Origin of the sequence: Pseudoduganella sp. R-31, assembly GCF_049913235.1 — a bacterium.
Taxonomy (GTDB): domain Bacteria; phylum Pseudomonadota; class Gammaproteobacteria; order Burkholderiales; family Burkholderiaceae_D; genus Rugamonas.
In genome coordinates this window covers 2,441,359-2,461,222 of the sequence record NZ_CP183986.1, presented here as the reverse complement: position 1 = coordinate 2,461,222, position 19,864 = coordinate 2,441,359, and the positions used below count along the sequence as shown (strand labels likewise).

The 19,864-nt window shown below is 60.7% G+C and carries 19 protein-coding genes and 1 rRNA gene; 11 read left to right on the top strand and 9 right to left on the bottom strand.

Features of this window, described 5'->3' with window-relative positions:
- Positions 1–3 precede the first annotated feature (3 nt).
- Positions 4–1,535, bottom strand: a 16S ribosomal RNA gene (locus ACN9MY_RS11220).
- A 446-nt stretch (positions 1,536–1,981) separates the two neighbouring features.
- Here ACN9MY_RS11220 and ACN9MY_RS11215 point away from each other — a divergent pair.
- The 3 genes from ACN9MY_RS11215 to ACN9MY_RS11205 all read left to right on the top strand — a co-directional run bounded on the left by ACN9MY_RS11215 (position 1,982) and on the right by ACN9MY_RS11205 (position 4,927).
- Positions 1,982–3,352 (top strand): sensor histidine kinase, encoded by a 1,371-nt coding sequence (locus ACN9MY_RS11215; protein ID WP_426170671.1) that lies wholly within the window; start codon positions 1,982–1,984, stop codon positions 3,350–3,352.
- Positions 3,353–3,416: 64 nt separating this feature from the next.
- Positions 3,417–4,184, top strand: coding sequence for a LytR/AlgR family response regulator transcription factor (locus ACN9MY_RS11210; RefSeq protein WP_426170669.1), 768 nt, complete (start codon positions 3,417–3,419; stop codon positions 4,182–4,184).
- A gap of 71 nt (positions 4,185–4,255) precedes the next feature.
- Entirely contained in the window at positions 4,256–4,927 is a 672-nt protein-coding gene (locus tag ACN9MY_RS11205) for a sensor histidine kinase (RefSeq protein WP_426170668.1), read from the top strand.
- Between the two features lie 79 nt (positions 4,928–5,006).
- Here ACN9MY_RS11205 and ACN9MY_RS11200 read toward each other — a convergent pair whose 3' ends face one another.
- The 3 genes from ACN9MY_RS11200 to ACN9MY_RS11190 form a co-directional block, all read right to left on the bottom strand.
- Positions 5,007–6,089, bottom strand: coding sequence for a porin (locus tag ACN9MY_RS11200; RefSeq protein WP_426170666.1), 1,083 nt, complete (start codon positions 6,087–6,089; stop codon positions 5,007–5,009).
- A 90-nt stretch (positions 6,090–6,179) separates the two neighbouring features.
- A complete protein-coding gene (locus ACN9MY_RS11195; protein WP_426170665.1) occupies positions 6,180–6,632 on the bottom strand; it encodes a hypothetical protein in 453 nt (150 codons plus the stop codon).
- Entirely contained in the window at positions 6,629–7,570 is a 942-nt protein-coding gene (locus tag ACN9MY_RS11190; RefSeq protein ID WP_426170664.1) for a CysB family HTH-type transcriptional regulator, read from the bottom strand. Before ACN9MY_RS11190 ends, ACN9MY_RS11195 begins: the two co-directional genes overlap by 4 nt.
- A gap of 148 nt (positions 7,571–7,718) precedes the next feature.
- Between ACN9MY_RS11190 and ACN9MY_RS11185 the strand changes: the two genes are divergently transcribed.
- From ACN9MY_RS11185 to ACN9MY_RS11155, 7 genes are read left to right on the top strand one after another with little or no spacing between them, the layout of a single operon-like run.
- Complete coding sequence (locus ACN9MY_RS11185) at positions 7,719–9,410, top strand: nitrite/sulfite reductase (RefSeq protein ID WP_426337336.1); 1,692 nt, start codon at positions 7,719–7,721, stop codon at positions 9,408–9,410.
- Positions 9,403–9,951: a DUF934 domain-containing protein gene (locus ACN9MY_RS11180; RefSeq protein ID WP_426337335.1), complete on the top strand. Its 549-nt coding sequence runs from the start codon at positions 9,403–9,405 to the stop codon at positions 9,949–9,951. The genes ACN9MY_RS11185 and ACN9MY_RS11180 overlap by 8 nt, the downstream gene beginning before the upstream one ends.
- A gap of 2 nt (positions 9,952–9,953) precedes the next feature.
- Entirely contained in the window at positions 9,954–10,667 is a 714-nt protein-coding gene (locus ACN9MY_RS11175; protein ID WP_426337334.1) for a phosphoadenylyl-sulfate reductase, read from the top strand.
- A complete protein-coding gene (cysD, locus tag ACN9MY_RS11170; protein WP_426322409.1) occupies positions 10,668–11,591 on the top strand; it encodes a sulfate adenylyltransferase subunit CysD in 924 nt (307 codons plus the stop codon).
- Positions 11,591–12,898, top strand: a complete 1,308-nt coding sequence (locus ACN9MY_RS11165) for a sulfate adenylyltransferase subunit 1 (protein WP_426322407.1) — start codon at positions 11,591–11,593, stop codon at positions 12,896–12,898. Before cysD ends, ACN9MY_RS11165 begins: the two co-directional genes overlap by 1 nt.
- Positions 12,899–12,924: 26 nt before the next feature.
- Complete coding sequence (gene cobA, locus ACN9MY_RS11160) at positions 12,925–13,641, top strand: uroporphyrinogen-III C-methyltransferase (protein WP_426170654.1); 717 nt, start codon at positions 12,925–12,927, stop codon at positions 13,639–13,641.
- 31 nt (positions 13,642–13,672) lie between these two features.
- The gene (locus tag ACN9MY_RS11155; RefSeq protein ID WP_426337333.1) at positions 13,673–14,407 is read left to right on the top strand and encodes a hypothetical protein; all 735 of its coding nucleotides are present in this window, start codon (positions 13,673–13,675) and stop codon (positions 14,405–14,407) included.
- Here ACN9MY_RS11155 and ACN9MY_RS11150 read toward each other — a convergent pair.
- The 4 genes from ACN9MY_RS11150 to lptF are packed head-to-tail and all read right to left on the bottom strand — an operon-like array spanning position 14,404 to position 17,815.
- Positions 14,404–15,162, bottom strand: coding sequence for a carbon-nitrogen hydrolase family protein (locus ACN9MY_RS11150; RefSeq protein WP_426337332.1), 759 nt, complete (start codon positions 15,160–15,162; stop codon positions 14,404–14,406). The two genes, ACN9MY_RS11155 and ACN9MY_RS11150, sit on opposite strands and share 4 nt — an antisense overlap.
- Complete coding sequence (locus ACN9MY_RS11145) at positions 15,152–15,532, bottom strand: sirohydrochlorin chelatase (protein ID WP_426322399.1); 381 nt, start codon at positions 15,530–15,532, stop codon at positions 15,152–15,154. The genes ACN9MY_RS11150 and ACN9MY_RS11145 overlap by 11 nt, the downstream gene beginning before the upstream one ends.
- A gap of 1 nt (position 15,533) precedes the next feature.
- The gene (gene lptG / locus ACN9MY_RS11140; RefSeq protein WP_426170648.1) at positions 15,534–16,703 is read right to left on the bottom strand and encodes an LPS export ABC transporter permease LptG; all 1,170 of its coding nucleotides are present in this window, start codon (positions 16,701–16,703) and stop codon (positions 15,534–15,536) included.
- Positions 16,700–17,815, bottom strand: coding sequence for an LPS export ABC transporter permease LptF (gene lptF, locus ACN9MY_RS11135; protein WP_426170646.1), 1,116 nt, complete (start codon positions 17,813–17,815; stop codon positions 16,700–16,702). Before lptF ends, lptG begins: the two co-directional genes overlap by 4 nt.
- Before the next feature lie 42 nt (positions 17,816–17,857).
- On the opposite strand from lptF, the gene ACN9MY_RS11130 reads away from it, so the two are divergent.
- Positions 17,858–19,354 (top strand): leucyl aminopeptidase, encoded by a 1,497-nt coding sequence (locus tag ACN9MY_RS11130; protein ID WP_426322395.1) that lies wholly within the window; start codon positions 17,858–17,860, stop codon positions 19,352–19,354.
- 47 nt (positions 19,355–19,401) lie between these two features.
- Here ACN9MY_RS11130 and ACN9MY_RS11125 read toward each other — a convergent pair whose 3' ends face one another.
- Positions 19,402–19,860 (bottom strand): hypothetical protein, encoded by a 459-nt coding sequence (locus ACN9MY_RS11125; RefSeq protein WP_426337331.1) that lies wholly within the window; start codon positions 19,858–19,860, stop codon positions 19,402–19,404.
- Positions 19,861–19,864 lie beyond the last annotated feature (4 nt).

The window sequence follows — 19,864 nt, the reverse complement described above, 5'->3', positions numbered from 1 at the left end:
TAGAAAGGAGGTGATCCAGCCGCACCTTCCGATACGGCTACCTTGTTACGACTTCACCCCAGTCACGAATCCTACCGTGGTAAGCGCCCTCCTTGCGGTTAAGCTACCTACTTCTGGTAAAACCCGCTCCCATGGTGTGACGGGCGGTGTGTACAAGACCCGGGAACGTATTCACCGCGACATGCTGATCCGCGATTACTAGCGATTCCAACTTCATGTAGTCGAGTTGCAGACTACAATCCGGACTACGATACACTTTCTGGGATTAGCTCCCCCTCGCGGGTTGGCGGCCCTCTGTATGTACCATTGTATGACGTGTGAAGCCCTACCCATAAGGGCCATGAGGACTTGACGTCATCCCCACCTTCCTCCGGTTTGTCACCGGCAGTCTCATTAGAGTGCTCTTGCGTAGCAACTAATGACAAGGGTTGCGCTCGTTGCGGGACTTAACCCAACATCTCACGACACGAGCTGACGACAGCCATGCAGCACCTGTGTGCAGGTTCTCTTTCGAGCACTCCCGGATCTCTCCAGGATTCCTGCCATGTCAAGGGTAGGTAAGGTTTTTCGCGTTGCATCGAATTAATCCACATCATCCACCGCTTGTGCGGGTCCCCGTCAATTCCTTTGAGTTTTAATCTTGCGACCGTACTCCCCAGGCGGTCTACTTCACGCGTTAGCTGCGTTACTAAGTCAATTAAGACCCAACAACTAGTAGACATCGTTTAGGGCGTGGACTACCAGGGTATCTAATCCTGTTTGCTCCCCACGCTTTCGTGCATGAGCGTCAGTTTTGACCCAGGGGGCTGCCTTCGCCATCGGTGTTCCTCCACATCTCTACGCATTTCACTGCTACACGTGGAATTCTACCCCCCTCTGCCAAACTCTAGCCTCGCAGTCTCCATCGCCATTCCCAGGTTAAGCCCGGGGATTTCACGACAGACTTACGAAACCGCCTGCGCACGCTTTACGCCCAGTAATTCCGATTAACGCTTGCACCCTACGTATTACCGCGGCTGCTGGCACGTAGTTAGCCGGTGCTTATTCTTCAGGTACCGTCAGCAGATCTGGATATTAGCCAGACCCTTTTTCTTCCCTGACAAAAGAGCTTTACAACCCGAAGGCCTTCTTCACTCACGCGGCATTGCTGGATCAGGGTTGCCCCCATTGTCCAAAATTCCCCACTGCTGCCTCCCGTAGGAGTCTGGACCGTGTCTCAGTTCCAGTGTGGCTGGTCGTCCTCTCAGACCAGCTACTGATCGTTGCCTTGGTGAGCCTTTACCTCACCAACTAGCTAATCAGATATCGGCCGCTCCAGGAGCACAAGGCCTTGCGGTCCCCTGCTTTCATCCTTAGATCGTATGCGGTATTAGCGTAACTTTCGCTACGTTATCCCCCACTCTTGGGTACGTTCCGATATATTACTCACCCGTTCGCCACTCGCCGCCAGGCCGAAGCCCGCGCTGCCGTTCGACTTGCATGTGTAAAGCATGCCGCCAGCGTTCAATCTGAGCCAGGATCAAACTCTTCAGTTCAATCTCTGTTTTTGCCGCATTTCTGCGGCAGGTCACTCACTCAAAATACTGACGAAATCTCTTTCGAGATTACGTTTAATTTTGTGCGAGCGTTACAACGTATATTTTGAGCATCGGACCCGAAGGTCCGGGCATATCGTCAAACGCCCACACTTATCGACTGTTGATTTTTAAAGATCGCTGCTTTTATTTAACGAAGCGTTGTGTTCGTTGCAGCAGAGAAGCGAGATTATGCAATGTTTCGTATAACTCGTCAACCCCATCTTTTCCTCGTTTCGCTTCGCTGAGTTGTCAGCGCTGCGTTGCGAGGGACAGAACTATAGCAAACGACCCGGCTGTCCGCAAGGGCCTTCTTCTATTCCCGTATTTCTGCATTCTGTCGCACATCGGTGGCGGCTTTACGCAAGGTTATCTACACTTGCCCCATATTCAATAGAAAGTCGCGCATGTTTCCAACTCCGAAAGCCCAAGACACAGCAAAAACCATCCTGGCCTGGCTCCACCGCGGCTTTGATGCGACGACCGGCTGGGTTACGCACTTGTCTTGGTGGAAGTTCTTCCTGTTTGCGGCGCTGTCGATGATCGCAGCATCGATCTTGCAGGATGAGCTGTTCTCGCCCTCCCGCGACGAAGAGATGGTGATTCGCTCCCATAAGCGTACAAAATCAGGTAACGCGGACCCAAACATCACGATTGACGACAGTGGCATCCATTTCAATCCGCGCGCTGGGAAGATCAAGAAGCCAGCCAGCACTGAAGCCAGCAGCGATGATGCGGCCAATGAACATGAATCAGCGGATGCTGTTGAAGCGGCGGCAGCCGAAGCAGCAGCGCCGGCGATGCCAGCCGAGCCGGCAGATGCCGCGATCCCAACGCCCCCTGCCCCGCCGGCGCCGAAGGCCAGTCGGGCTAAACCTCCTGCGGCGCCGGCGGCTCCAGTGGCGCCAATGCCTGGCGAAGAAGTCCATATCGAACTGCCGCCGCAGATCGGCGAAGAACTGTCAAACGCACTGGAGCAGGCTGTCGATAGTGCAGCCGAAGAAAAAGTCTCGCGCTACCACAAGCAGGCGTCGACCTGGTTCACCAGCTTCATCACCCTGCTCTTGCTAGCACTGTTCGCGATGAAAGCGCTGGTTGGCGGCAAGAAGAAGGCAGAAGCCGAGGCGCAAGTGGCAAACGCCGCGGCCGAGCGCGAATCCATGCAGCGCCAACTGAGCGAAGCCAAAATGCAAATGATGCAGGCCCAGGTCGAACCGCATTTCCTGTTCAATACCCTGGCTTCGGTGGAGCATCTGATCGAGACCGATCCGCCGCGCGCTTCAGCCATGCAGCGCAGCCTGATCAAATACCTGCGCGCGGTACTGCCGCAAATGCGTGAAAACAAGCTGACCAGCACGCTCGGCAGCGAGTCCGATATGGTGGCGGCCTACCTGGCCCTGCTGAAGATGCGCATGGAAGAGCGCCTCACCATCGACTTCGATGTGCCGGAAGGACTGCGCACCGCCGCCTTCCCGCCAATGATGCTGCAGTCGATGGTCGAAAACGCGATCAAGCACGGCCTGGAAGGCAAGCCGGAGGGCGGCTACCTGAGAGTCCGCGCCGAAGTGGCGCACAGCAAGCTGCGCGTGACGGTGAGCGACGATGGCCTGGGCTTTGGCGCCAAGCCGAGCACCGGCACCGGCCTGGGCCTGACCAATATCCGCGAACGCCTTAAGCTGCTGCACGGCGACCAGGCTTCGCTGAAAATCGAGCCCAACCAGCCGAGCGGCGTGATCGCGATTATCGAGGTGCCATACCAGTTGGCGCGTTCGGAATAAGCGATTGCCTTACGCTGCGATCCATTGAATAATTGATACTTCTTATTTCCACATATTGAGCACTATGCCCACAGCAATTATTGCCGACGATGAGCGATTGATGCGCGACCAACTGCGCATGCGGCTGGAACAAGTCTGGCCGGAACTGGAGATCCTCGGCGAAGCCAAGAACGGCGACGAAGCAGTAGAACTGGTCGACGAACTGAAACCTGATTTCACCTTCCTCGATATCCGCATGCCGGGCAAGACCGGCATGGAAGCAGCTGCCGAAATCGGCAACAAGAGCAATGTGGTTTTCGTCACCGCTTACGATGCCTACGCCGTGGAAGCCTTCGAACGCGGCGCAGTCGACTACGTGTTGAAACCACCGGAGCCGGAGCGGCTGAAGATCACCGTCGAGCGCCTGAAAGGTCGCCTGTCTTCGCCGGCAGCCAGCGCCGCTCAAGGCGCCGACATGGCCGCGATCCTGAACCAGCTTGCCGAGAAAATCGCAGCGCCAAAACCGAAGTACCTGCAATGGATCCAGGCCAGCATCGGTTCAGACCTGCGCATGATCCCGGTCGAGGAAATCCTGTTCTTCCGTTCGGACGAAAAATACACCTGCGTGCAGACCGATAAATTCGAGGCGCTGATCCGCAAGCCGGTGCGCGACCTGGCCGAAGAGCTGGACCCTTCCCTGTTCTGGCAAATCCACCGCGCGACCCTCGTCAATGTGAACGCCATCGAAGGCGTAACGCGCGACATTCGCGGCCGCCACCTGGTTATGATCAAAGGCCGCCCCGATAAGCTGGAAGTCAGCCGCTCCTTCCTCCATCTGTTCAAGCAGATGTGATCCAGATCAAGCCGTCCACCGGCTTGCTGTAATACGGTGTCCTGGTGGTTGCAGCCACCAGGAGGCCAACTTTGAAGAATCCCCGCACCCGCGTCCAGGGACGTCGCTCCACAGATTCCGCGCTGGCGGAAATCCGTGAGGATGAACGCGTCCACATCTCGCGCGAACTACACGACGACCTGGGGCAATTGCTGGCAACCCTGCGCGTCGAACTCACTCTCCTGAAGCAGCTGCCTCCGGGCTCGCCCGATGCCGAGGCGCGCCTGGCCAGCATGGACAACCTGCTCGTGACGGCCATTGGTTCGCTGCGCCGCATTGCAGGCAACTTGCGCCCCCGCGCGCTCGATGAAGGCGGTTTGTACTTTGCACTGGAATCGCTGCGGCGCGAGTTCGAAAAACGGCACGGCATTAGCTGCCTGCTCGATGCGCGGCCAGAGACCCTGGTGCTTGACGAGCGCTATAGCACCGCCATCTATCGGCTGGTGCAGGAGTCTTTAACCAATATCGCCCGCCATGCGGAAGCCGCCACTGCCGAAGTGCGTGTCCGGCGCGACAGCCGGGAACTGCTCATCAATATTTCGGATGATGGGCGCGGCATTGCTGTCGGCGACATGGCCAAGGCAGACGCGCTTGGCCTGCTTGGCATGCGCGAACGTGTCGCCGCACTGCGCGGCACCATGAACGTCGACGGCGGCGGCGGCACGCGCATCGCGATCCGCATTCCCCTCCCCGCAGGCGCATAAAAAAAGGGCGGGTCCGAAGACCCGCCAAAGATCATGAATCACCTCGAGAGAGAGAGGTACTGCTTGCTACAAAAACTGCTTAGAAGGCGTGACGCAGGCCCAGGTTGAATGCCTTGTCGCCAGTGCCCGCTTCAGTGTTGTTGCCAACGGTGTAACCGGCGCCGTTCTTGTTCTTGATCTTGGCGATCGCGGTGTAGGCAGTGGTGCGCTTGGACAGGGCGTACAGGTAGCCGATGCCAAACTGGTTGGCGTCCTGGTCGTTTTGCTTGTCGTCTTTATGGATGTAAGAAGCAACCAGGGTGCCGCCGCCCATTGGCACGCCTACGCCCAGCAGCCATTCAGCGCTGTCCGCGGAGGACTTGGGTGCAACTTTCAGGCCGTAGGCGTTAGCCACTGGCAGTGGTGCCGAGCCGGCGCCTTTGTCCTTTTCGTAGCCGAAGTAGACCTTGGCAACGCCGAAATCGTAGTTGGCTGCCAACAGGGTGTTCTTGGCTTTGTCCTTACGCACGGCTGGAGTGGCACCCACTGCAGCCGTGTCGTTGTTCTTGTTGTTGTGCACCAGGCGAACATTCAGTTCCTTGCTGGTGTAGTTCACGCCAAAGCCGAACTGGCGGCCAGCGGTGTTGTCGCCGGCTTGTTCGCCCATGCCGTACAGTGCATCGACGCTGAAGCCGGAGAACACTGGGGAGTTATAAACGATGGAGTTCGACAGGCGGGTGTTGACGCCGCCGGTTGGGAACAGGTTCTTGGCGCTGCCAGCATAGCCGGCGCCGAATGGGTCGGCAACCTGCGACAGGGCGTTGTACAGCATGGTGTACTGGCGGCCCAGGGTGATCTGGCCGGCTTCAGCACTCTTCAGGCCAACGAAGGCCTGGCGCTGTGCGAACACGCCTGCGGTGTCCTGGTCGCCGGTGTCGATCTTGACGCCGGATTCAATCGTGAAGATGGCGGAAGTGCCGCCACCCAGGTCTTCAACACCTTTGAAGCCCAGGCGGGAAGCCGAACCCACACCACTGGTCACCTTGTTGACGCTGCCGTTTACGCCGCCACGCTCTGCGACGAAGCCTGCGTCAGCGATACCGTAGATGGTCACATTGGACTGGGCTTGAGCTTGTGCTGCGAAACCGCTGATGATCAGTGCTGCCAGAGTAAGTTTTTTCACTTGTTGTCCTACGTTGTTGAAGTTAAGGGAAATGTTTCAAACGCAGCTATATTGCCCCTCAATTACTTCAACAATGTGACAGGAAAAAAATTACTTCAGGCGTGATGTAACAACCCAGTAATATTCGGACCGCAACACTTTGATTTCACGCGCAGCGATGCCCAAACGCTTGCGCAGCCAGCTGTCGGATGGGTAGTTCTTCATCACTTCGAAGCGATTTCCTTCGTCATCTTTCTGGAACTCGTAGGTATTTCCGTGCTGGTCGGTGCGCGCAACCGGGAAACTCTCGCCGTCGACATAGTCTTCACCCATCAAGACAAGCAAGACATCCTTGCCGACCTTCTCGCGCAATTGTTTCAGGAATTTGTCCTGGTTCTCGCGCGGCACCTGGGCCCACAGGAATTCGGCGTAGACAGCCGTGTACTGGCCCGGCTGAACGTCCAGCATGGACAGGTCGGCGCTTTCCAGCTGCAGGACCTCGTGGCCATCCAGCAGTTCTTCGATGTGCTCGCGCACTTCGTACAATTCTTCTTCGTTAATCACAGTTCGTAGTTCTCATGTTCGCCCTTCATCGCCTGTTCGATCAGCTTGCGGTTCAACGTCGGCGCCAGCAGCTCGATGAAGGTATATATATAGGATCGCAGGTAGGCGCCCTGCTTGACAGCCACGCGCGACACATTCATGCCGAACAGGTGGCCGGCGGGAATGGCCCGCAGGTTGCGGTCGCGCTCAGGGTCGAAGGCCATGCCGGCGATGATCCCGACCCCCATGCCCAGTTCCACATAGGTCTTGATCACGTCCGCATCGATCGCCTCCAGCAGCACGTCCGGCTTCAGGCCCCGCTTTTCGAAGGCCTGGTCGATGCGCGACCGGCCGGCGAAGGCGGCATCATACGTGATGATGTGGTGCTCGGCCACTTCTTCCAACGTGACGGACTTGATCCTCAATAGCGGATGGTCCGGCGGCACCACCACCACGTGCTCCCATTGGTAGCAAGGCAGCGTAATCAGTCCATCGATGGCGGCAATGGATTCGGTGGCGATGGCCAGGTCGGCCTGGTCGCGCTGCACCATCTCCGCGATCTGCTTCGGATTGCCTTGCAATAAAGACAAGCGCACCTTCGGGTACTTCTGCATGAAGGCCTGTACTACTTTAGGCAGTGTATAGCGTGCCTGGGTATGCGTGGTGGCGATGGTGAAACTGCCCGAGTCCTGGGCCGCGTATTCCTTGCCGATCCGTTTCAGGCTGTCGATCTCCTGCATGATCAGTTCGACCGAAGACAAAACCAGGCGGCCAGGCTCGGTCAGGCCGCGAATCCGCTTGCCATGCCTTGTGAAAATATCAACACCCAACTCCTCTTCCAGCTCGATGATCGCCTTGGAAACGCCCGGCTGGGAGGTAAACAAGGCCTTGGCGGCGTCGGTCAGGTTGTAGTTCTGGCGCACGGCTTCCCGCACGAATCGCAGTTGGTGAAGGTTCATTCTCGCTCTCGTTGGACTCCCCAGCGCATATTTTACGCTGATGCTTATGCCTTAACAGCATATAAGCAAATAAAGACTATGTTGTTTGGAATAAGCCCCCAGTTTATTACCATTGATTCCACTTTGGGCATGCCTTACTGGGAAAGCTATGTATCAATACGATCAATACGACCACCTCATCATCCGCGAACGCATCGAGCAGTATCGCGACCAGGTTCAACGACGCCTGAACGATGAGTTGACCGAGGCCGAATTCCTGCCATTGCGCTTGCAGAACGGCCTGTACATGCAGCGCCACGCTTATATGCTGCGTATTGCCGTCCCTTACGGCCTGCTGTCATCCAAGCAGATGCGCATGTTCGCGCACATCGCCCGCAAATATGACCGCGGTTACGGCCATTTCACCACCCGCCAGAACATCCAGTTCAACTGGATCAAGCTGGAAGAAACGCCGGAAATCCTGAGCGACCTGGCTTCGGTGGAGATGCACGCCATCCAGACTTCGGGCAACTGCATCCGCAACGTGACTTCGGACGAATTCGCCGGCGTAGCAGCCGACGAGATTATCGACCCGCGTCCATACGCTGAAGTACTGCGCCAGTGGTCCACCTTCCACCCGGAATTCATCGCCCTGCCCCGCAAGTTCAAGGTGGCGATCAATGGCGCCGTGGAAGACCGTGCCGCCATCGCCGTGCACGATATCGGCCTGACAGTTGTGCATAACGAAGCCGGTGAGATCGGCTTCAAGGTGATGGTCGGCGGCGGCATGGGCCGTACCCCGATCCTGGGCAGCGTGATCCGCGAGTTCCTGCCGCGCGAGCACCTGCTGACCTATATCGAAGCGATCATGCGCGTGTATAACCTGCACGGCCGCCGCGACAACAAGTACAAGGCCCGCATCAAGATCCTGCTGAAAGCCCTGGGCGTGGAAGAATTCACCCGCCAGGTGGAAGTCGAGTGGGAAGACCTGAAAGGCACCGAGCAGACCCTGACGCTGGAAGAAATGGAGCGCATCATCGCCTACTTCCAGCCGCACGCCTACAAGTCGCTGCCAGCCATCGACCCGGCCGCGGGCCACGCCGACAACAAGGCTTTTGGCAACTGGCTGAAGCGCAATGTAAAGGCGCACAAGGTGCCGGGCTATGCAGCCGTGGTGCTGTCGCTGAAGAAGACCGGCGTGCCGCCGGGCGACGCGACTGCGGAACAGATGGACTACATGGCCGACCTGGCCGACCGCTACAGCTTCGGTGAGCTGCGCGTGACCCACGAGCAGAACATCGTTCTGGCCGATGTCGAGCAATCCCAATTGTTCGACCTGTGGCAGGAGATCAAGGCGCACGGCTTGGCTACTCCTAACATCGGCCTGCTGACCGACATCATCTGCTGCCCTGGCGGCGATTTCTGCTCGCTGGCGAACGCCAAGTCGATCCCGATTGCGCAGGCGATTGCCGAACGCTTCGACCGCATCGACTTCCTGCACGATATTGGCGACTTCGAGCTGAATATCTCGGGCTGCATCAATGCCTGCGGCCACCACCACGTCGGCAATATCGGCGTGCTGGGTGTCGACAAGGACGGCAGCGAATGGTATCAGGTGTCGATCGGCGGCGCGCAAGGCAACAACTCCGCCATCGGCAAGATCATTGGCCCGTCGTTCTCCGCGCAGCAGATGCCGGAAGTGATCGACCGCCTGCTGCAAGTGTATGTACGCGAGCGTACCCCGGAAGAGCGCTTCGTGGACACCGCGCAGCGCCTGGGCATTGCCCCGTTCAAGGAATATGTATACGCCACGCCGATTGAAACCGCTGGCCGCCTGGTAGGAGAAGACGAATATGCCTAAGCAAATCATCAAGGGCCGCGCGATCGTGGCCGACGACTGGAACCTGCTGCGCGCCGAGGAAGGCGCCGAAGCCGCCACCGTGGCTGCGCTGGCTGTGCCGGCAGGCCGCGTAATCCTGCCGCTGGCAACCTGGCTGGCGCAGCGCGATGCGCTGTCTGCCCGCGCCGCCGCCGGCGAGATCGCCGTATGGCTGGCGCCTGACGAAGATCCGGTCGCCCTGCACGACGACCTGCCGCGCCTGGCCCTGGTCGCAATCGACTTCCCGAAATTCACGGATGGCCGCGGCTACTCCCACGCCTGGAACCTGCGCTCCCGCCTGGGCTGGACCGGCGAACTGCGCGCCATCGGCGACGTGCTGCGCGACCAGCTGTTCTCGATGCAGCGCGTAGGCTTTGACGCCTACGACACCCGTCCGGACCGCAGCATTGAAGACGCGCTGAAAGGCCTGACCGTGTTCAGCGAGACTTACCAGGCATCGGTCGACCAGCGCGTACCGCTGTTTCGCCGCCACGCGCGTCCAACGCCTGCCGCCGGAGCCTGAACATGAGCGAGCTCGCCACCCGCGTGCGGGATACGCTAGCCACGCTCGAACGCGTTGCAGAAGAGTTTTCGCCTGCCGTTTTCGCCTCCAGCCTGGCCGCCGAGGACATGGTCCTGACGGACCTGATCCTGAAGGCCGGCCTGCCGATCGGCATCTTCTCACTGGAAACTGGCCGCCTGCACAAGGAAACCCTGGGCATGGTCGAACGCGTGCAGGAGCGCTACGGCTACGAAATCGCGCTGTACCGTCCCGTGCAGGCCGACATCGACGCCTATGTGGAAAAAAAAGGCTTGAACGCCTTCTACGACAGTGTGGAACTGCGCAAGGAATGCTGCCAGATCCGCAAAGTCGAACCGCTGGGCCGAGCCCTGAGCGGCAAAAAATCCTGGGTTACCGGCCAGCGTCGCGCCCAATCTGCAACCCGCTCCGACCTGTCGGTGCAGGAGTATGATGGTTCGCACAGCATGGAGAAGTTCAATCCCCTGGCCGACTGGTCGGAACAGGAAGTGTGGGACTACATCCGCGCCAACGACGTGCCTTACAACCCGCTGCACGACCAGGGCTACCCGTCGATCGGCTGCGAACCCTGCACCCGCGCCATCCAGCCTGGCGAAGACGTACGCGCCGGCCGCTGGTGGTGGGAAAACCCGGACTCGAAGGAATGCGGCTTGCACCTGGTAGACGGCAAACTGATTCGAATCAAGAAAGTAGGCTAAATGAACGCACTGGTAGAACAACACGTCAATTCGCGCCACCTCGACGCCCTGGAGTCGGAAGCCATCCACATCCTGCGCGAGGTTGCCGCCGAATGCTCGAACCCTGCCCTGCTGTTCAGCGGCGGCAAGGACTCCGTGGTCCTGCTGCGCCTTGCGGAGAAGGCTTTCCGCCCAGGGAAATTCCCCTTCCCGCTGGTGCACATCGACACCGGCCATAACTTCCCGGAAGTGATCGAATTCCGCGACCGCCGCGTGGCCGAACTGGGCGAGCGCCTGATCGTCGGTTCGGTCGAAGACTCGATCAAGAAGGGCACCGTACGCCTGCGCAATCCGGCCACCGATTCGCGCAATGCCGCGCAAGCCGTGACCCTGCTGGAAACCATCGCCGAGCACGGCTTCGACGCCTGCATCGGCGGCGCGCGCCGCGACGAGGAAAAGGCCCGCGCCAAGGAGCGCATCTTCTCCTTCCGCGACGAATTCGGCCAATGGGACCCGAAAGCCCAGCGCCCGGAGCTGTGGGACCTGTATAACACCCGCGTCCACCCGGGCGAAAACATGCGCGTGTTCCCGATCTCGAACTGGACCGAGTTGGATGTGTGGCAGTACATCGCCCGCGAAAAATTGGCGCTGCCGTCGATCTATTTCGCGCACGAGCGCCAGGTGATCCCGCGCAACGGCCTGCTGGTGCCGCTGACCGACCTGACCCCGGCCCGTGAAGGCGAGACCATTGAAACCCAAGTAGTGCGCTTCCGCACCGTGGGCGATATCTCCTGCACCTGCCCCGTGTCTTCGGACGCTGCCGACGTGGACGCGATCATCGCCGAAACCGCAGTGACCCAGATCACCGAGCGCGGCGCCACCCGGATGGATGACCAGACCTCCGAAGCCTCCATGGAAAAACGCAAGAAGCAAGGATATTTCTGATGAACGCACTGAACGACAACCTGAACGAACGTAACCTGCTGCGCTTCATCACGGCCGGCTCCGTCGACGACGGCAAGAGCACCCTGATCGGCCGCCTGCTGTTCGACAGCAAGGGCATCTTCGCCGACCAGCTGGCAGCCGTGTCGCGCGCCAAGCATAAGCGCACCGTGGGCGACACCATCGACCTGTCCCTGCTGACCGACGGCCTGGAAGCCGAGCGCGAACAGGGCATCACCATCGACGTCGCATACCGCTACTTCGCCACGCCAAAGCGCAAGTTCATCATCGCCGACACCCCGGGCCACGAGCAGTACACCCGCAATATGGTGACCGGCGCCTCCACCGCCGACGCCGTGATCATCCTGGTCGACGTGTCGAAAGTGAAGCTGCGCGAAGACGGTGGCGTGGACCTGCTGATCCAGACCAAGCGCCACTCCACCATCGCCCACCTGCTGCAGATCGAGCACGTGGTGGTAGCCGTGAACAAGATGGACCTGGTGAACTACGACCAGGACGTGTACGAGCGCATCGTCAAGGCTTACCGCGAATTCGCTGCAACGCTGGGCATCACGGACGTGAAGACCATTCCGCTGTCGGCACTGGCCGGCGACAATGTGGTCGACGCAAGCGAACGCATGCCGTGGTACCAGGGTCCTACCCTGATCGAGCTGCTGGAAGACCTGTCGGTGTACGATGAGTCGCACAACTCCGCATTCCGCTTCCCTGTGCAACTGGTGGCGCGCCACAACGGCCATGAAGCCAACGACTTCCGCGGCTACATGGGACGTATCGAAGCCGGCAGCGTCGCGGTCGGCGACAAACTGGTGGTGCAGCCGTCCGGTCAAAGCGCCACGGTCAAGGAAATCGTCACTTTCGATGGCTCCCTGCAGACGGCCAGCGCCGGCCAGTCGGTCACCATCGTGCTGGAAGAATACGTGGACGTGTCGCGCGGCGACCTGCTGGCCTCCAGCGCACAACCGGCCAACCTGCTCAAACAGGTGAACGCCGATGTGTGCTGGCTGTCCGAAGAACCGCTGGACCTGCGCCGCAAATACTGGATCAAGCACGGCACCAAGCAGACCGCCGCCAAAGTGACGAAGATCGATTCGATCCTTGACATCAACACCCAGCAGCGGCACGATGCGGATGCGTTGAAGCTGAACGACGTGGCGCGCATTGCGCTGACCGTGCAGCAACCGCTGGCGGCCGATGCCTATTCGGATATTCGCGCCACCGGCGCCTTCATCCTGATCGATGAGGTCACGCACCAGACAGTCGCTGCAGGCATGATCCGCCTCGGCGAGTAAGCTTCGCCAAGAAAGGAAACCTGCGCATGCCATACGGGAAAGTGTATTTGATTGGAGCTGGACCGGGGGCGCAGGACCTGATCACCATGCGTGGCGCGCGGCTGCTGGCGCAAGCCGACGTCGTTTTGTACGACGCGCTGGTGACTGAAGAAATGCTGGAACTGTGCCCGCAGGCCGAGAAGATCTCAGTCGGCAAGCGGGCCGGCCAACGCTCCACCGCCCAGGGCGTCATCAACCAGCAACTGGTCGAATGCGCAGCGCGCTACCGCCTGGTGGTGCGCCTCAAGGGCGGCGACCCGATGCTGTTCGGCCGCGCCGACGAAGAATTGACGGCGCTTGAGCAGCACGGCATCGAAGTCGAAGTCGTTCCGGGCATCACCACCGCGGTTGCCGCCGCCGCGGCAACACAGCAGCCGCTGACCAAGCGTGGCGTGGCGCGCAGCGTGGCTTTCTTCACCTCCTCCACCGCGCCGGGCCATCCGGAAGAACTCACTATCCCTTCCACCGACACCCTGGTGCAGTACATGGGCGGGCGCGAGGCGATTGCCACTGCCAACAATCTGCTGTCGCAGGGCCGCTCGCCGGATACGCCGGTGGTCGTGATCGAAAATGTCAGCCGCCCCGACCAGCGCGTCGAACGCATCACCCTGGCCGAGCTGGCGCATGGCCTGCCGGCCGCGCACGGTCCCGTGCTGGTCATGCTGGGCAAGGCTATGGCGCCGCGGCCGCAGCAAAAACGGTAGAATATCGTCCTCTTGCAATGAGAGGAACAAGATGAGCCAAGCCCACGAAGTCCTGGAGCGCGCCCGCAATGCGCGCCTGGCAGGCAAATACGAAGACGCCCTGCGCGACCACCTGTGGTTCCACGAACATGCGCTCGACGAAGACCCGACCCTGGCGGGCGTTCGCCTGTCCTTCGCCCTGCGCGACTGGATCTACCTCGCCGAACAATTCCCGCTGGCGCGCCGCGCACTGCAGGCCATTCGCGACCGCGACACGCAGCGCATCCTGAACGGCAGCGCCACCCTGGCCCGCTTCCACGACGTCAGCGCCATCAACAGTGCGCTGGGCGAAGAACGCGCCACCCACGACCTGTTCACCCAGATCGACGCCCAACTGCCCGAATTAGCCAAGGATTGTGCCGAACTGGCCCTGCCGGCCCTGGTGGCGGTAGAGGATTTCCAGCTGGCGCGCCGCTACCTACCGGACCCGGTGGCACGCATCGCTGCCTTGGCCAAGCGCGTCAACGACTTCGCCGAAGAACTGGCCAAGCGCGGCAACACCTCGTCTGCCCCGCAGTTGCTGGCGTTCGTGTTGAACTACACCAAGGAAGTGCGCCTGATCGTCGAAGTGTTCCGCCGTCTGGGCAAAGATGAGGAAGTGGCCAAGGCAAGCGCCGCGGCACTCGACTCCCTGAAGTCGGAAGCCTTGCGCGACGCTGTGCAGCGCGAATTCGACAACCCGGGCAGCACCATTGCCGCCATGGTCTCCCACGCCAAGGGCGCTTAAGCCGCCTGGCCGGCCGCCACGGCCCGTCCCTGCCAGCGGCCAGCCACGCGGCTGGCCAGGAGCAGCCATTCGCCCTCTCCCGCCTGCACCACCAGTTGCCCGCCTTCGTCCCAAAGCGCGCTGCACCCCGCCGATTGCCACCCACCCGTAGGGCCGCCATGATTGGCCATCAGCACGGGCATGGCGTGGCGGGAGGCGTGCCCTTGCAAGATTGCGCCGTCCTTTGCATAGCCGGCTGGCGAGACCAGGACGCTGGCGGCATACAGCATGGCCCCCGCCCTGGCTGCAGCTTGCGCATGACTGGCATGCGCAAAATCGGCGCAGACGGCCAAGGCGGCCGGGACGCCATCGACGTCAAGCAAAGCGCCGCCGCTGCCGGCCGCGAACACGGTCTCCTCGCCAGCGTGAAGGTGCTGCTTGGTATATTCGGCCACGCGGCCGTCGGGCAGGAAGGACAAGGCGCCGATGTACAGTGCGCCCTCGATTCGTAGCGGCGCGCCGGTCACGATAATCATTCCGCTGCGCCGGGCCAGCGAGGCCAGCGGCGCAAGGCGCGGGTCATCGCCACGCAGCGCCGCGGCTGCCGCAATTTCAGGCTCATAACCTGTCAGGGAAAGTTCGGGAAATAGCGCAAGCCGCACGCCGAGCGCCGCAGCCTGGCTTGCAAGTGCCACGTGGCGCGCAACATTGGCGGCGATATCACCCTTGATGGAAAGCGACTGGATTGCCGCAACCAGCGGCACGTCAGGCGCCATTGGTCACCGAGTTGAGGCAGTAGTCCGTCATCGCGCGCAGCACCGTGGGGTCTTCCCCTACCGCGCCGACTGCGCGTATCGTCACTCCCGGATGCGCCAGGCGCATTTCGTCAAGGATCAGCGGCAGGTCGCGCAGCACATGCCCGCCCTGTCCCAGGAATACCGGAATCACCGTCACGTCGTCGATGCCCAGTGCGGCAAGCGCAGCCACCTGCTCCGGCAAGCGCGGCGACATCAATTCCAGGAAAGCCAGCGAAACATCGATGCCCGGCGCGCGCGCCGCGACCATGTCGCGCAGCTGTTCGAACGGCGCCGCCCAACTGGCGGAACGGGCGCCGTGGGCAAACAGCACCAGCGCGCGGCCGCCCATGCTAATGGCGCTCCACCCAGTAAAGGGCACCCAGCGCCAGCAACAGGTATAGCAGGCTTGGCATTAGCGCCGTCAGGAATGCCGGCAGCGCCGACAACAATCCAATATGCGAGAACAGCGTATTCACCAGCAGGAAGCTGACGCCGATCATGATGCCGATGAAGATTTTCAGGCTCACGCCGCCGGAGCGGGTATGCAGGTAGGCGAAAGGCAGTGCCAGCGCCATCAGCACGAAGATGGCCAATGGGTCGAACAGCTTTTTCCAGAAGGCGATCTTGAAACGTTCCGTACCTTGCTTGTTTTCCTGCAGGTGGCGGGTGTAAACCGCCAGCTCGTTGGCCGACATATGTTCCGGATCGGATGCGGAGACCGACAGGATTTTCGGGGTGATCTCCGAAATCAGCTCCTTGCTGGCATGCCGCTGGATCTCCACCGAGCTGGTCGCCTGCGCGTAATTATTGGCCAGATTGGCTTGCGCGCCGTCGGCCAGCAATGCCGGATTGCTGAAGATGTTTTCCGTCACGCCATTCAGGAGCCAGGTATTGTTGCCTTTGAAAGTGGCCGTCTCGGCAAGCGTCAGGGTGCGCAGGCGGAAACGGTTGTCGAAGTCGTACAGCTTGACATCCACCAGTTGTCCATCCGAGCGCACTTCGCGCACATTGAAGAAGCGCGTCCCCTGCACATCGCCGGTCATGCCTCCGCTCTTGATGATATCCTTGGTCCACATGCCAGAGCGGAACTCCGACGACACCGTGGCGCCGCGGCCCATCAAGCGAACTTTCTCCGCCACCGGCGCCAGGCGTGGCGTAATCAGTTCGCCAAAGATGAAGGCAACAACGACCAGCACCAGTCCCACCTTCCCGACCATGACCGCGGCCCTGCCCGTGGACAGGGACGAGGCACGCATGATCGTGAATTCCGAAGTCGACGCGAACTGCGCCATGGTGTAGATGGTGCCGATCAGGGCCGCCACAGGCAGCACCTCGTTCACGTGCTGAGGGAGCATCGTCAGCGTGTACAAGGCAGCATGTTGCATGCCATAGCCGTTCTTGCCGACGACTGGCAGCTCGCCGGTCAGGTCAAAGAATGCCTGCAATCCAAGCAATGCCGCCAGTGCAAATGCGACCGCCTGCAGGATCGAGACGAAGAAATAGCGTTGCAGGATGCTCATTTGCGCGCGCCTCGCTTGAATGCCGCCCAGATCGCGCGTGGATGGTAGCGGTGATTCACGTTCAGGCGCCAGGCAAACAATGCCAGTACTGCCAGTGCCATCGCCAGGTGCAAGGGCCACCAGCTCAAGCCAAACGTGAAGTTGCCGCGCCGGATACCGGATTCGAACACGTTGATCAGGTTGTTATAAGTGAAGAAGATCAGCACTGCGAGAATCAGGTTGACCGAACTGCCCGCCCGTGGATTGACGAAACCGAGCGGAATCGCCAGCATCGACAGCGCCAGGCAGGCCAGCGGCAGCGACAGGCGCCACATCAACTCCCCCTTGGCCGGATTGGTACCGGCGGCGATCAACTCCAACGTCGGAAGGGTTTTGGTTTCCTTCTGGCCATCGCCCTCGGACGACTGCTGCGAGACGCGCATGCTGTAGCGCTCAAATTCCATGCTCTGGAAACTGGCATCGCCCGGCTTGCCCTGATAGCGGCGACCGTTCTTCAGGACCAGGTGGCGATCTCCGGAGGGCAGCGTCTCGATCACGCCCTCGCTCGCCACCACGACGGAAGTACCCTTGGCATCAACCTGGTTGACGAACACATTGCGCACCACCGAGCTGCTGCCCGAAACGCCTTCCACGAAGAAGATGCGGTTGGCCGACGAGGATTCCCTGAACTGGCCGGGGGAAACCTTCTGCAGGTCTTCCCGCTTGGAGAAACGCTCAATATATTCGGCGCTCTTCGAGCGCGCCCACGGCGTTGCATAAAAACTGAGCGCACCGGTCAGCAGGACCAGCGGCAGGACAAACAGGAACACCGGCCTGACGAAACGAGTCAGGCTGACGCCTGCGGCAAACCATACCACCATCTCCGAATCCTTGTAGATGCGGGTCACCACCATCAACACGGAAATAAAACTGGTGAAAATCAGGACAATTGGCAGATAATTCAGGGCTGCGAACGCAATAAGCGCGATGACATCGCTGGACGCGACCTTGCCGCCTGCGGCTTTGCCGAGGATCGAGATCAGGGTCCACGTCAGGAGGATCGAGAACAGCACCGTAAAGGAAGCCCCGGCAGAGCTGACCAGCTCTCGGCGGAGGGCGCGATGGAAAATCATTCGACGTTTATAATTCGTTCTACAAAATTAAGGAGAAACCAAATGGACTTTAGCATAAAAGCACTCGACGCCAAGAACACCATCGCCAGCGCCAAAAGCGGCTGCGTCGTGGTCGGCGTCTTCGAAAACAAGAAGCTCTCGAAAGCGGCTAAAGCCCTCGACAGCGCAGGCGAAATCACCGCCGCACTGAAATCCGGCGACATTACCGGCAAAGCCGGCACCACCCTGCTGCTGCGCGGCCTGAAAGGCGCCGCTGCGGAACGCGTGCTGCTGGTAGGCCTGGGCGCCGATGAAGCAGTCGCCGAAAAAGCCATCGGCTCCGCGATCAATGCCGCCATCAAGGCGCTGGGCACCGTCGCATCGAGCGACGCTATTATCGCACTGCCGCTGGAAGAAGTGAAAGGCCGCGACGCCAACTGGGCGATCCGCTCCGTGGTGCTGGCCGGGCGCGACGCCGTGTACCGTACCGACGCGCAGAAATCCAGGAAAGACCCTGCCTGGGCAGGCCCCGGGAAAGTGGCCCTGGCCGTGGCGAACAACGCAGGCAACAAGCTGGCGCTGTCGCAAGCGGTTGCCACCGCCAACGGCATGGAACTGACCAAGGACCTGGGCAACCTGTCCGCCAACGTCTGCACCCCGACCTACCTGGCCAACGTCGCCAAGAAACTGGGCAAGGACTTCGGCTTTGAAGTCGAAATCCTGGACCGCAAGCAGATGGAGGCCCTGAAGATGGGCTCCTTCCTGTCCGTCACCAACGGCTCCGAGCAGGCGCCCAAGTTCATCGTCCTGAAACACAAGGGCGGCAAGGCCAAGGATGCGCCGACCGTCCTGGTGGGCAAGGGCATCACCTTCGACACCGGCGGCATTTCGATCAAGGCCGGCCCCGGCATGGACGAGATGAAATACGATATGTGCGGCGCCGGCTCCGTGCTGGGCACCTTCCGCGCGATCGGCGAAATGGGACTGAAGTCCAACGTAGTCGGCATCGTCGCTGCATGCGAAAACATGCCGTCGGGCCGCGCCACCAAGCCGGGCGACATCGTCACTTCGATGAACGGCCTGACCATCGAAATCCTGAACACCGACGCCGAAGGCCGCCTGATCCTGTGCGACGCCCTGACCTACGCCGAGCGCTTCAACCCGGCCGCCGTGATCGACGTGGCAACCCTGACCGGCGCCTGCATCGTCGCCCTGGGCCACCACAATAGCGGCGTGTTCGCACGCGACGATGAAGCTGGCAACGCGCTGGCCGACGCCCTGATGGCATCGGGCAAGGCAACCGGCGATACCGCATGGCGCCTGCCGATCGGCGAGCAGTACAACGAACAGTTGAAGTCGAACTTCGCAGACCTGGCCAATATCGGCTCCCCAGGCGGCGCATCGTGCACCGCTGCCGCCTTCCTGGAAAACTTCACCCGCAAGTATCCATGGGCGCACGTCGACATCGCCGGCACCGCCTGGAAATCGGGTGCTGCCAAAGGCGCCACCGGCCGTCCAGTGCCGCTGCTGACCAACTTCCTGATCGGCCGCGCAGGCTGATATTTGGAGTGACCAACAAAAAAGCCGGGGAGACCCGGCTTTTTTGTTTAGTAGATCGACGATGTCGGCATCGGCTGCTGCGGCGGCGCACCGCGCGCGGCGGCGCCCTCCCCGCGCTGCAGGACGACCGTCAGCGTGGAAGGCAGGTCAAAGCCGGCGCCAGTCTGCTTGTCGACTATCTGGCCGGCGCCGAGCGTGAAGATGATGTTGCCCCACTTGGAGGCGTTCTGGCGCGCTTCGATCTGGTCATAAGCCCAGACGTCTTCGCGGCGGCAATCCACCACCAGCGGCTGAGTGCTCTTGCGCACCGTCACCCGCCCGGGGGAAGTAACGAACCAGCGCCCCCTGTCATTGGAGAGCACGCAGCCGATGGCTGACACCTGCTGGTGATCCAGCACGGTTTGCACCAGCACCGACTGCTCGGTCGAGTCGAACAACGTGGCGCAGCCGACCAACGCCGCTGCGCACAGCGCAGCGAACGCGGATCGGCTCAGCCTGGATGGCATGCAG

Bases quoted from the DNA above. Each gene is read 5' to 3' on its own strand.
- ACN9MY_RS11215 (WP_426170671.1), top strand. From the start codon at position 1,982: ATGTTTCCAACTCCGAAAGCCCAAGACACAGCAAAAACCATCCTGGCC.
- ACN9MY_RS11210 (WP_426170669.1), top strand. From the start codon at position 3,417: ATGCCCACAGCAATTATTGCCGACGATGAGCGATTGATGCGCGACCAA.
- ACN9MY_RS11190 (WP_426170664.1), bottom strand. From the start codon at position 7,570: ATGAACCTTCACCAACTGCGATTCGTGCGGGAAGCCGTGCGCCAGAAC.
- ACN9MY_RS11185 (WP_426337336.1), top strand. From the start codon at position 7,719: ATGTATCAATACGATCAATACGACCACCTCATCATCCGCGAACGCATC.
- ACN9MY_RS11180 (WP_426337335.1), top strand. From the start codon at position 9,403: ATGCCTAAGCAAATCATCAAGGGCCGCGCGATCGTGGCCGACGACTGG.
- ACN9MY_RS11175 (WP_426337334.1), top strand. From the start codon at position 9,954: ATGAGCGAGCTCGCCACCCGCGTGCGGGATACGCTAGCCACGCTCGAA.
- cysD (WP_426322409.1), top strand. From the start codon at position 10,668: ATGAACGCACTGGTAGAACAACACGTCAATTCGCGCCACCTCGACGCC.
- ACN9MY_RS11165 (WP_426322407.1), top strand. From the start codon at position 11,591: ATGAACGCACTGAACGACAACCTGAACGAACGTAACCTGCTGCGCTTC.
- cobA (WP_426170654.1), top strand. From the start codon at position 12,925: ATGCCATACGGGAAAGTGTATTTGATTGGAGCTGGACCGGGGGCGCAG.
- ACN9MY_RS11155 (WP_426337333.1), top strand. From the start codon at position 13,673: ATGAGCCAAGCCCACGAAGTCCTGGAGCGCGCCCGCAATGCGCGCCTG.
- ACN9MY_RS11150 (WP_426337332.1), bottom strand. From the start codon at position 15,162: ATGGCGCCTGACGTGCCGCTGGTTGCGGCAATCCAGTCGCTTTCCATC.
- ACN9MY_RS11145 (WP_426322399.1), bottom strand. From the start codon at position 15,532: ATGGGCGGCCGCGCGCTGGTGCTGTTTGCCCACGGCGCCCGTTCCGCC.
- lptG (WP_426170648.1), bottom strand. From the start codon at position 16,703: ATGAGCATCCTGCAACGCTATTTCTTCGTCTCGATCCTGCAGGCGGTC.
- lptF (WP_426170646.1), bottom strand. From the start codon at position 17,815: ATGATTTTCCATCGCGCCCTCCGCCGAGAGCTGGTCAGCTCTGCCGGG.
- ACN9MY_RS11130 (WP_426322395.1), top strand. From the start codon at position 17,858: ATGGACTTTAGCATAAAAGCACTCGACGCCAAGAACACCATCGCCAGC.
- ACN9MY_RS11125 (WP_426337331.1), bottom strand. From the start codon at position 19,860: ATGCCATCCAGGCTGAGCCGATCCGCGTTCGCTGCGCTGTGCGCAGCG.